This is a genomic window from Mycobacterium sp. E1715 (assembly GCF_001667625.1).
Classification (GTDB): domain Bacteria; phylum Actinomycetota; class Actinomycetes; order Mycobacteriales; family Mycobacteriaceae; genus Mycobacterium.
The window spans coordinates 1-13,272 of record NZ_LZJJ01000185.1; the positions used below are offsets into that span (position 1 = coordinate 1).

At 71.1% G+C, this 13,272-nt stretch carries 1 protein-coding gene; it reads left to right on the plus strand.

Going from position 1 to position 13,272, the window contains the following annotated elements; all coding sequences use genetic code 11:
• Positions 1–13,272 (plus strand): non-ribosomal peptide synthetase (locus tag A9X03_RS10100; RefSeq protein WP_156746522.1); only part of this gene is annotated, 13,272 nt, incomplete at both ends.

The window sequence follows — 13,272 nt, forward strand, 5'->3', positions numbered from 1 at the left end:
ATCCGCGGGCGGGCTGGACATCCGGGTCAAGCGCGGCATGGCCGACAACGAACTGAACCGGTACCGCTACGACGTCACCATCCACAAGGCTCCCGCACCCCTTCGCTCGGTGGCCGGCGCGCCCGTCTGGGCGTGGGCGCAATGTGCGGGCCTGGACGCGCTGCACGACAGGCTGACGTCGGAGCGGCCCGCCGAGGTCCGCGTCACCGACATCCCGCACGTGGGGGTGATCGCCGACGTCCGTATCGAATCCGCGCTCGCCGCGGGGCTGCCCGTCCCCGACGCGTTGGCCCAAGCCGGCGCGATCACCGGCGCCACCGTCGCGGAACGATTGCATTGCCTCGGCGAGTCCGCCGGATATCACGTCGCCGTCACCTGGGGCACCCAACCCGGCACGCTCAGTGCGGTTTTCACCGACTCCGATGTCCGGCTGACCGACGTCTACCTGCCGCCCGCCCGGGCCCGGCAACGCACCAGCTACGCCAACGACCCGCACGCCAACACCAAGATCGCCGCGGTGCGCGAACGGATCAGCGCGTGGCTGCCCGACTACATGGTGCCGTCGCACATCGTGGCGCTCGAGGAATTCCCGCTGACCTCCTCGGGCAAGCTCGACCGCAAGGCGCTGCCCGCACCCGACTATCAGGACGCCGATCGTTATCGGGCCCCGTCGAATGCGGTCGAGGAGATCCTGGTCGGCATCTTCGGCCAGGTTCTGGGCCTGGAGCGGGTCGGGGTGGACGACTCGTTCTTCGACCTCGGCGGGGACTCGCTGTCGGCCATGCGCCTGATCGCCGCGGTCAACGCCAGCGTGAATTCCGACCTCGGGGTGCGCGCCGTGTTCGACGCGCCCACCGTCGCCGAGCTGGCCCGCCTCACCGGCGGGGAGGCCGCCCGGCTGGAGCCGCTGGTGGCCGGCGAGCGGCCCGAGCTCATCCCGCTGTCGTTCGCGCAGAGCCGGTTGTGGTTCATCGACCAGTTCCAGGGACCCTCGCCCATCTACAACGTCGCGGTCGCGTTGCGGCTGCGAGGACGTGTCGACGCGGACGCGCTGGGCGCGGCGCTGGCCGACGTCGTCGACCGCCACGAAAGCCTGCGGACACTGTTCGCGGTTCACGACGGCACCGCCCACCAGGTGGTGCTCCCCGCCGAACGCGCCCGATTGGGGTGGAACGTCGTCGACGCCCGGGGCTGGCCGGAAGGCCGGCTGCGCGAGGGCACCGATGCCGTCGCCGGCTACGCGTTCGACCTGGCGAACGAAATACCGTTACACGCGGAGCTTTTCACCACCGCCGACGACGACCATGTGCTGGTGGTCGTGGTGCACCACATCGCCGCCGACGGGTGGTCGATCGCCCCGATGGCGCGCGATCTGGGCGTCGCGTACGCGGCGCGGTGCGCCGGGCAGGCCCCGGAATGGGCGCCGCTGTCGGTGCAGTACGTCGACTACACGCTTTGGCAGCGCGCGCAATTCGGCGACCTGGACGACAGCCAGAGCCGGATCGCCGCCCAGCTGGACTTCTGGCAGGACGCGCTGGCCGGGATGCCCGAGCGCTTGCAGCTGCCCACCGATCGGCCCTACCCGCCGGTCGCCGACCACCGGGGGGCCCGGCTGGCGGTGGACTGGCCGACGGAGGTCCAGCAGCAGATCCGTCGGGTAGCGCGCGAGCACAACGCGACCAGCTTCATGGTGATTCAGGCCGCCTTCGCCGCGCTGCTGTCGAAGATCAGCGCCAGCGACGATGTGGCGGTGGGGTTCCCGATCGCCGGGCGCCGCGATCCCGCGCTGGACGAGCTGGTGGGTTTTTTCGTCAACACACTGGTGCTGCGGGTCGACCTGGCCGGCGATCCCACCTTCGCCGAGCTGCTGGCGCAGGTGCGACGGCGTAGCCTCGCCGCGTTCGAGCACCAGGATGTGCCGTTCGAGTTCCTGGTGGATCGGCTCAATCCCACCCGCAGCCTGGCCCATCATCCGTTGATCCAGGTGTTGTTGGGCTGGGAGAACTTCCCCGGCTATGACAGCAATCCCACCGCCACGTTGGCCCTCGGCGATGTCCGGGCCACCCCGATGCCGGTCGAAACCCACACGGCGCGGATGGATTTGACGTTCTCGCTGTCCGACCGCTGGACCGAGGCCGGCCAGCACGCGGGGATCGGCGTGACGGCGGAATACCGCACCGACGTTTTCGACGCCGACACCGTCGTGACGTTGATCGAGCGGCTGCACCGCCTGCTGGTGGCCGTCACCTCCGACCCGGGGCTGCGGATGTCGTCGGTAGACCTGCTGGATCCGGGCGAGCACGCCCGGCTGGAGAGGTGGGGCAACAGGGCAGTGCTGACCGAGCCGGCGACGCCGGTGTCGGTTCCGGAATTGTTCGCCGCGCAGGCGGCGCGCACGCCCGACGCGGTCGCCGTGGTCTGCGACGGCCGGTCCATGACATACCGGGAACTCGACGAGGCGGCCAACCGCTTGGCGCACCTGCTGATCGGGTGTGGGGCGGGCCCGGGTGAGCGTGTGGCGCTGCTCTTTTCGCGCTCGGCCGAGGCCATCGTGGCGATCGTGGCCGCGCTCAAATCCGGGGCGGCATACCTGCCGATCGACCCGGCGCTGCCGGCGGCCCGGATGGAGTTCATGCTCACCGACGCCGCACCGATCGCCGTGGTCACCACCGCGGCGCTGACCGAGCGGTTGCACGGGTTCGACCTGGCGGTCGTCGACGTCGGCGACCCCGCCCTGGACAGCCAGCCCGGCACGGCGCCACCGGCGCCCGCGCCCGACGACCTCGCGCACATCATCTACACCTCCGGGACCACCGGTGTCCCGAAAGGTGTTGCGGTAACCCAATACAACGTCGCGCAGCTGTTCGACTCGCTGCGGATCGGCATCGAGATGTCACCGGGGCAGGTCTGGACCCAGTTCCACTCCTACGCCTTCGACTTCTCGGTCTGGGAGATCTGGGGTGCGCTGCTGCACGGCGGGCGGCTGGTGGTGGTGCCCGAATCGGTGGCCCGCTCACCGCAGGAATTCCACGCCCTCCTGGTCGCCGAGGGTGTCACCGTGCTCACCCAAACCCCCTCGGCCGTGGGGATGTTGCCGACCGACGGGCTGGATGCGACCGCGCTCGTGATCGGGGCCGAGCCCTGCCCGCCCGAGCTGGTGGATCGCTGGGCGCCCGGGCGGGTGATGGTCAACGTCTACGGCCCAACCGAAACCACGATGTGGGCCTGCAAGAGCGCGCCGCTGGCGGCGGGATCTGGCTTTCCGCCGATCGGCGCACCGGTGACGAGGGCGGCATTCTTCGTGCTGGACGAATGGCTGCAACCGGTTCCGCCCGGGGTGGTCGGCGAGCTGTACCTGGCGGGCGACGGGGTCGGTGTCGGGTATTGGCGCCGATCGGGGTTGACGGCGTCGCGCTTCATGGCCTGCCCGTTCGGCGCACCGGGGACCCGGATGTACCGCACCGGCGACCTGGTGTGCTGGGGGCCCGACGGGCAACTGCGCTACCTCGGCCGTGCCGACGAACAGGTCAAGATCCGCGGCTATCGCATCGAACTCGGCGAAATCCAGTCCGCCCTGAGCGCTTTGGACGGTGTCGAGCAGGCGGTGGTCGTCCCCCGTGAGGACCGCGGTGACAAACGGCTGGTGGGTTACGTCACCGGGACGGTGGACGCGGGCAACGCCCGCGCCGCGCTGGCCGAACGGCTGCCCGCCTACATGGTCCCGGCCGCGGTCGTCGTCCTCCCGGCGCTGCCCATGACCGTCAACGGCAAGCTCGATACCCGCGCCCTGCCCGCCCCGGACTACCAGGACGCCGGCAACTACCGCGCCCCGAGCACGGCGGTCGAGGAGATCCTGGCCGGCATCTACGCCGAGGTACTCGGCGTCGAACGCGTCGGGGTCGACGACTCATTCTTCGATCTCGGCGGTGATTCGCTGTCCACGATGCGCCTGATCGCGGCGATCAACGGCTCACTCGAGACCGAGCTGCCGGTGCGTGCCGTGTTCGAGGCGCCGACGGTCGCGCAACTGGCCCCCCGCATCGGCGAGACCGCGGGGCGCCTGCAGCCGCTGGTCCCCGGCGACCGCCCGGCGGTGATCCCGTTGTCGTTCGCGCAGAACCGGTTGTGGTTCATCCAGCAGCTGCAGGGCCCATCGCCGATCTACAACATGGCGGCCGCGTTGCGGCTGCGCGGGCGCCTCGACGCCGGCGCGCTGCGCGCGGCGCTGGACGATGTGGTGAACCGCCACGAGAGCCTGCGCACGCTGTTCCCCGCCCGCCACGGAACGCCCCAGCAGCTGGTGGTACCCGCCGAGGAGGCCGACTTCGGCTGGGAAATCGTCGATGCCACCGGATCCCCGGCGGGCGAGGTGGACGAGGCGATCGCGGCGACGACACGCCACACCTTCGACCTGGCCGCCGAGACCCCGCTGCGCGCAAAGCTTTTCGCCCTCGGCGAGCGGGAACACCTGCTGGTGATCGTCGTGCACCACATCGCCGCGGACGGCCTGTCCCTCACGCCGCTGGCCGCCGACCTCAGTGTCGCGTACGCCGGCCGATGCGCGGGGGAGGCGCCCGGCTGGGCCGACCTGCCGGTGCAATACGTCGACTACACGCTGTGGCAGCGCGCGCAGTTCGGTGAACTGGACGACAGCCGGAGCCCCATCGCGGCCCAGCTGTCCTACTGGCGGGACGCGCTGGCCGGGATGCCCGAGCGGTTGCAGCTGCCCACCGACCGGCCCTACCCGCCCGTCGCCGACCAGCGCGGCGCCAGCGTCGTCGTGGATTGGCCGTCGGAGCTGCAGCAGCAGGTTCGCCGGGTGGCCCGCGAGCACAACGCGACCACGTTCATGGTGGTGCAGGCCGCGCTGGCCGTGCTGCTGTCGAAAGTCGGTGCCGGCCCGGACATTCCGATCGGCTTTCCGATCGCCGGGCGCCGCGACCGCGCCCTGGAAGCGCTCGTCGGTTTCTTCGTCAACACGTTGGTGCTGCGCGTCGACCTGGCCGGCGACCCCACTTTCGCCGAACTGCTGGCACGCGTCCAGGCGCGCAGCCTGGAGGCGTTCGAGCATCAAGACGTGCCGTTCGAGTTGCTCGTCGAGCGGCTCAACCCGGCCCGCAGCCTGACCCACCACCCGCTGGTGCAGGTCATGTTGGCCTGGCAGAACTTCGCCGGCCACGACGATCCGGCCGCCGGTCTGGCGCTGGGCGACCTCGACGTCACCTCCGTGCCGGTCGACACCGAGTCCGCCCGAATGGATTTGGTGTTCTCCCTCGCCGAACGCTTCAGCGAGACGGGGGAGGCCGCCGGCATCGGCGGCCGGGTGGAATTCCGCACCGACGTCTTCGACGCCGACACCATCGAAACGCTGATCGCGCGGCTGCGGCGCGTCCTTTCGGCCATGACCGCCGACCCCGGCCGGGCGTTGTCGTCGGTGGATGTGCTCGATGAGGCCGAGCGGTCTCGGCTGGACGCGTTCGGCAATCGGGCGGCTTTGGGTGGGCCGGTGCCGGGGTCGGTGTCGGTGCCCGGGTTGTTCGCTGCGCAGGTGGCACGCGCGCCTGGGGCGGTGGCGGTGTCGGGTGCGGGCCTGTCGGTGACCTACCGCGAGCTGGATGAGGCTTCGACCCGGCTGGCGCGCGAGTTGGTGGCCCACGGCGCGGGCCCGGGACGGGTTGTGGCACTGCTGGTTTCGCGGTCGGCAGAGGCGATCGCGGCCATGCTCGCGGTGCTCAAGACCGGGGCGGCCTACCTGCCGATCGACCCTTCCTCCCCGGATACCCGGATCGAGTTCATGCTCGGTGACGCCGCCCCCGTGGTCGCGGTCAGCACCGCCGATCTGGCGGCGCGATTCGAGGGCCGCGGTGTGCCCGTGGTGGACGTCGACGATCGGCGCCTCGACACCGTGCCCGACACCGCCCTGGCGGAGCCGGACGCCGACGGGCTGGCCTACGTGATCTACACCTCGGGTACCACGGGTGTGCCCAAAGGTGTTGGCGTCACGCATCGTAACGTGACGCAGTTGATCGGCTCGCTGGATGGCGGGTTGCCGGCGCCCGGGGTGTGGTCGCATGCGCATTCGCTGGCCTTCGACGTGTCGGTGTGGGAGATCTTCGCCCCGCTGTTGCGCGGTGGGCGACTGGTTGTGGTGCCCGAATCCGTGGCGGGTTCACCGCTGGACTTCAATACGGTGCTGCGCGCCCAGGGCGTCAGTGTTCTGACCCAGACGCCGTCGGCGGTGGCGATGCTGGACCCGGCCGGTTTGGACGATGTGGCGGTGGTGATGGCCGGGGAGGCCTGCCCGCCCGAGGTGGTGGACCGGTGGGCGCCGGGGCGGGTGCTGGTCAACGCCTATGGGCCGACCGAGACCACGATGTGTGTCGCGATCAGCACCCCGCTCGTCGCGGGGTCAGGGGTGCCGCCGATCGGCTCGCCGGTGCCCGGTGCGGCGCTGTTTGTGCTCGACGGGTCGTTGCGCCCGGTGCCCGAGGGCGTGGTCGGGGAGCTGTATGTGGCCGGATCCGGTTTGGCCACTGGATATCTCGGCCGGCCCGGGCTGACGGCGTCGAGATTTGTCGCCTGCCCGTTCGGCGGGATTGCAACGCGGATGTATCGCACCGGCGATCTGGTGCGTTGGAACCGCGACGGGCAACTGCAATACTTCGGTCGCGCCGATGAGCAGGTCAAGGTCCGCGGGTATCGCATCGAGCTCGGTGAGATCCAGGCCGCGTTGAGCGCTTTGGACGGGGTGGGGCAGGCGGTGGTGATCGCGCGTGAGGATCGCCCCGGTGACAAGCGTCTGGTCGGTTACATCACGGGCGCGGCCGACCCGGCGCGGCTGCGGGCAGAGCTTTCCGAGCGGTTGCCGGCGTTCATGGTGCCCGCCGCGATCGTGGGCCTGCAAGCCCTGCCGCTGACCGCCAACGGCAAACTGGACATCCGCGCGCTGCCGGCCCCCGAATACGGCGCCGGCCACTACCGCGCCCCGCAGAACCCGACCGAAGAGATTCTCGCCACCATCTTCGCCGACGTCCTGGGCCTCGACCGCGTCGGCATCGACGACTCCTTCTTCGAACTCGGCGGCGACAGCATCTCCGCGATGGGTCTCGTCGCCGCCATCAACAGCAACCTCGGTGCCGGTGTCCCGGTCCGCGTGGTGTTCGAGGCGCCCACGGTGGCCCAGCTGGCGCTGCGGATCGACGAGGGCACGAACGGCCTGGAGCCCTTGGTGGCCGCCGAGCGGCCCGCGGTCATCCCGCTGTCATTCGCGCAGAACCGCTTGTGGTTCCTCGACCAATTGCAAGGCCCGTCACCGGTTTACAACATGGCGGCGGCGCTGCGGCTCAGTGGTCGCCTCGACGCGGACGCGCTGGGTGCGGCGCTGGCCGACGTGGTGGCGCGCCACGAGAGCCTGCGCACCCTGATCGCCGCGCCCGAGGGCACGCCCCAGCAGCTGGTGACCCCGGTCGAGAAAGCGGGCTTCGGGTGGTCGGTCGTCGACGCGGGCGCGTGGTCCGCCGGCCAGCTCGATGAGGCCATCGGCGCCACGGCGCGCTACACCTTCGACCTCGCAACCGAAATTCCCTTGCGGGCAGAGCTTTTCCGCATCGACGACGACGAGCACGTGCTGGTGGCCGTGGTGCACCACATCGCCGCCGACGGGATGTCGATCGCCCCGCTGGTACGCGACCTGGGCGTCGCGTATGCGAGCCGGTGTGCCGGACACGCCCCCGGCTGGGCGCCGCTGGCGGTGCAATACGTCGATTACACGCTGTGGCAGCGCGCGCAGCTCGGCGATCTCGACGACCGCACCAGCCCCATCGCCGCCCAGCTGGCCTACTGGGAAGGCGCGTTGGCCGGCATGCCCGACCGGCTTCCGCTGCCCACCGACCGGCCCTACCCGCTGGTCGCCGATCAGCGGGGCGCCACCGTGGAAGTTGACTGGCCGGCCGAGCTGCAGCGGCGCGTCGGCGAGCTGGCCCGCCAGCACAACGCGACGAGCTTCATGGTCGTGCAGGCCGCGCTGGCGGTGCTGCTCGCGAAGACGACCGCGAGTTCCGATGTGGCCGTGGGCTTCCCGATCGCTGGGCGGCGCGACCCCGCCCTCGACGAGCTGGTCGGATTCTTCGTCAACACCCTGGTGCTGCGGGTCGACCTGACAGAGCTGGGCGGCGACCCCACCTTCGCCGACCTGCTGTCGCAGGTGCGGCAGCGCAGCCTGGCCGCCTACGAACACCAAGACGTGCCCTTCGAGGTTCTCGTCGAGCGGCTCAACCCCACCCGAAGCCTGACCCATCATCCGCTGGTCCAGGTGATGCTGGCCTGGCAGAACTTCGCCGGGCAAGGCGGTGGCCCGGTCGCCGGGCTGACCCTGGGCGACGTCGAGATCACGCCGATGCCGGTGGACACCCAGACCGCCCGCATGGATCTGACGTTCTCGTTGGCCGAGCGCTGGAGCGAGGCGGGTGAGCCCGCCGGCATCGGCGGGACGGTGGAGTTCCGCACCGACGTGTTCGACGCGGACAGCGTCGAGGCGCTCGTCGGCCGATTGCAGCGGGTGCTGACGGCGATGACCGTCGACCCCACCCGATCGCTGTCGGCGGTGGATTTGCTCGACGCGGCCGAGCATGCCCGCCTCGACCAGATCGGGAACCGCGCGGCGCTGACCGGGCCGCCCGCCGCGCCGGTGTCCATTCCGCAGCTGTTCGCCGCGCAGCTGGCCCGCACGCCCGAAGCGGTGGCACTCGTGTGCGACGGCCAGTCCATGACCTACCGCGAACTGGACGCCGCGGCGGAGGGGCTGGCGCGCGTGTTGGCCGGGCGGGGGGCCGGCCCGGGACGGTTTGTGGCACTGCTGTTTCCGCGTTCTTCCGAGGCGATCGTGGCGATCCTGGCGGTGCTCAAGTCAGGCGCGGCCTACCTGCCGATCGATCCGGCGCTGCCGGAGGCCCGGATCGGCTTCGTGCTATCCGATGCCGCGCCGATGGCCGTCCTCACCACCGCCGACCTGGCCGACCGGCTCGTCGGGCACGACGTGCCCGTCATAGACGTCGGTGACCTGGAAGGCGGCGCCCAGCCGGACCCGGCGCCGACCGCGCCCGGCCCCGAGGACTTCGCCTACCTGATCTACACGTCCGGCACCACCGGTGTCCCCAAAGGCGTTGCGGTCACGCATCGCAACGCGACGCAACTTCTCGCGCGCATGGATGCCGGCCTGCCGCGCGGTGGGGTCTGGTCGCAGTGGCATTCCCTGGCCTTCGACGTCTCGGTGCACGAGATCTTCGGTGCCCTGCTGCACGGCGGACGGCTGGTCGTGGTGCCCGAGTCGGTCGCCCGGGCACCGGAAGACCTCCACGCACTGCTGGTGGCCGAACGCGTCGGCGTGCTGAGCCAGACCCCGTCCGCGGCGGCGATGTTGTCACCCGAGGGGCTGGAGTCGGTCACCCTGGTGGTGGCCGGCGAGGCGTGCCCCGCCGAGCTGGTCGACCGGTGGGGGGCGGACCGGACGATGATCAACGCCTACGGCCCCACCGAGGCCACCGTGTACGCGGCGGTCAGCGAACCCCTGACCGCGGCGTCCGCGGAATCGGGTGTGGTGCCGATCGGGTCACCGGTGCCCGGCGGCGCGTTGTTCGTCCTCGACGAGCGCCTGCGGCCGGTGCCCGTCGGCGTGGTCGGCGAGTTGTACGTGGCCGGTTCGGGTGTCGCCTGCGGCTACTGGCAGCGGGCCGGTCTGACCGCGTCGCGGTTCGTGGCCTGCCCGTTCGGCGGGGCCGGCACCCGCATGTACCGCACCGGGGACCTGGTGCGCTGGCGCGCGGACGGCCAACTGGACTACCTGGGCCGGGTGGACGAGCAGGTCAAGATCCGCGGTTACCGCATCGAGCTCGGCGACGTGCGCGCCGCCCTGGCCTGGCTGGACGGGGTGGAGCAGGCGGTGGTCATCGCCCGCGAGGACCGTCCCGGTGACAAGCGCCTGGTGGCCTACCTCACCGGGCAGGCCGATCCGGTCGAGGTCCGCGCCGCGCTGGCGGAGCGGTTGCCGGCCTACATGATTCCCGCCGCCGTGGTCGCGATGCCGGCCCTGCCGCTCACACCCAACGGCAAGCTCGACACCCGCGCATTGCCCGCACCGGAGTATTCCGACGGCGAGCAGTACCGCGCCCCGGGCAACGCCGTCGAGGAGATCCTGGCCGGCATCTACGCCCAGGTGCTCGGACTCGACCGGGTTGGGGTGGACGACTCCTTCTTCGATCTGGGCGGCGACAGCATCTCGTCGATGCAAGTGGTGACCCGGGCACGGGCCGCCGGCCTGATCTGCCGCACGCGCGACCTGTTCGTCGAGCAGACCGTCGCCCGGCTGGCGCGGGTGGCCGAGGTGGCCGAGGCGGGCACCGGCGTGATCGACGAGGGCGTGGGTCCGGTGGCGGCCACCCCGATCATGCATTGGCTGCGCGGCGTGGACGGGCCGGTCGACCAGTTCAACCAGACGATGCTGGTGCAGGCCCCCGCCGCGGTGGGCGAGGCCGACGTGCTGGTGGTACTGCAGGCCCTGCTCGACCGGCACGGCATGCTGCGCCTGCGCCTCGACGACGAATGGTCGCCGACCGTGCCCGAGCCCGGTTCGGTGCACGCCCGCGACTGCCTGCAAACGGTGGGCGAGCTGTCCGACGCGGCACTCGTCGAGGCCCGCTCGCGGTTGAACCCGGCCGGCGGGGCGATGCTCAGCGCGCTGTGGGTGACCACCACCAACCAGCTGGCGGTGATCGTCCACCACCTGGCCGTCGACGGGGTGTCCTGGCGAATCCTGTTGGAGGACTTGAACATCGCCTGGGCCCAGCACCGGCTCGGGCAGCCGGTGGCGCTGCCGTCGACGGGGACGTCGTTCGCCCGGTGGGCTGCGCGGCTGGCCGAGCGCGCGGGCGACCCGGACATCCTGAACCACCTGGGCACCTGGCAGCGGGTGGCGGCCACCCCCGCGGCGCTGCCCGCGGTGCGCCCCGACGTGGACACCTTCGCCGCCGCCGGGCACCTGTCGGTGGAGCTGGACGCGGAAACCACCGGCATGCTGCTCGGTGAGGTGCCCGCGGCGTTTCACGCCGGCATCCAGGACATCCTGCTCGTCGCGTTCGCTTTGGCGGTGGGGGAATTCCTGGGCGACACCCGCGCGCCGATCGGCATCGACGTCGAGGGCCACGGCCGCAACGAGGAGCTCGGCCGCGACATCGACCTGTCGCACACCGTGGGATGGTTCACCGCCAAATACCCGGTGGCCTTGAACGTCGGAGGGCTGTCCTGGGCGAAGGTGGTCGCCGGTGACGCCGCGCTTGGCGCGGCCCTCAAGGACGGCAAGGAGCAGCTGCGCGCCCTCCCGGACTCGCTGACCTACGGGTTGCTGCGCTACCTGAACGCCGATGCCGCCCTGGACGGGGCCGACCCGACGATCGGATTCAACTACCTTGGGCGCCAAGGTGGTACGGCCGAGCTGTCCGAGGAGATGTGGCGACCGGTGCCGGGCTCGGTCACCGCAGCTGCGGCGGCCATCCCGATGCCGCTGATGCACACCCTGGAGCTCAACGCGGCCACCGTCGACACCGAATCCGGCGCGCACCTGCACGCCAACTGGACCTGGGCGCCCTCCGCGCTGGACGACGGGCAGGTCGGCCGGCTGAGCCGGCTCTGGTTCGAGGCCCTGGCCGGGATCTGCGCCCACGTGCGTTCGGGCGGCGGTGGATTGACGCCCTCGGACGTCGCGCCCGCCCGCCTCGACCAGAAGCAGATCGACCAGCTGCAGCGACAACACGACGTCGCCGACGTGCTCCCGCTGACCCCGGTGCAGCAGGGGCTGCTCTTCCACGCGAACACCGTCCGGAGCGCCGGCCAGGATGCCGGCGACCTTTACGCGGGACAGCTCGACATCAGCGTCACCGGGCCGCTCGACCCCGGCCGCCTGCGCGACGCCGTGCGCGACGTGGTCAGGCGCCACCCAAACCTGGTGGCCCACTTCGTCGATCGGTTCGGCGAGCCGGTGCAAGTCATCGCCGCAGAGCCCGCCCCGGCCTGGCGGTACATCGAGCTGCGCGACGACGTCGACGAGCAGATCCGGCGGCTGTGCGCCGCCGAGCGCGCCGCCGTGTGCGATCTCGCCAACCAGCCGCCCTTCCGGGTTGCCCTGATCCGCACCGGAATTGACCGCCACCACCTGGTGCTGACCAACCATCACATCGTTCTCGACGGCTGGTCGATGCCGATCCTGCTGGGCGACATCTTTTCCGCCTACTACGGTCAGCGCCTGCCCGCGGCCGCGCCCTACCGCAGCTTCGTCACCTGGTTGGCCGCCCGCGACCGCGACGCCGCCCGCGACGCGTGGGCCCAGGTGTTCGCCGGCTTCGACACCCCGACGCTGGTCGGCCGCCGGGACCGGCTGCGGCCGGGGGAGCAGGGCGTTCGGACGCTAGGGCTGCCCGCCGACCTCACGCTCGCAGTGGGCGAGCTGGCCCGTTCCTGCCACACCACCGTCAACACGGTGCTGCAGGCCGCCTACGCGCAACTGCTGTGCTGGCTGACCGGCCAGCACGACGTCACGTTCGGCACCACGGTCTCGGGCCGGCCGGCCGAGATCCCCGGCGCGGAATCGATGGTCGGCCTGCTGATCAACACCGTGCCGGTGCGGGCGAACATCACGCCGACCACCACCGCGGCAGGATTGCTCGAACAACTGCAGGGCGCCTACAACCACACGCTCGACCACCAGCACCTGGCGCTCAACGAGATTCACCGCATCACGGGTCAGGACCAGCTGTTCGACACCCTGTTCGCCTACGAGAACTACCCGATCGACGCGGCCGCCCTGTCCGGCAATCAGGAGCTGTCCATCACCGACATCGCCAGCCGGGAATCCACGCATTATCCGCTGACGATCCAGGCCCAGCCGGGCCACGAACTGCGCCTCCGCGTCGAATACGACGCCGACGTCTTCGACGCCCAGGCCATCGAAACGCTGATCGAGCGGCTGCGGCGGGTGTTGGTGGCCATGACCACCGACCCGCAGCGGCGCTTGTCGGCGACCGATGCCCTCGACGCCGACGAGCACCGCAGGCTCGATGACTTCGGCAACCGGACGGTGTTGGCCGAGCCGTGGGTGCCGGTGTCGATTCCGGCGTTGTTCGGCGCGCAGGTGGTGCGTGCGCCGGGGGCGGTGGCGGTGTCGTGCGAGGGCCGGTCGTTGACGTATCGGGAGTTGGACGAGGCGTCGAATCGGTTGGCGCATCT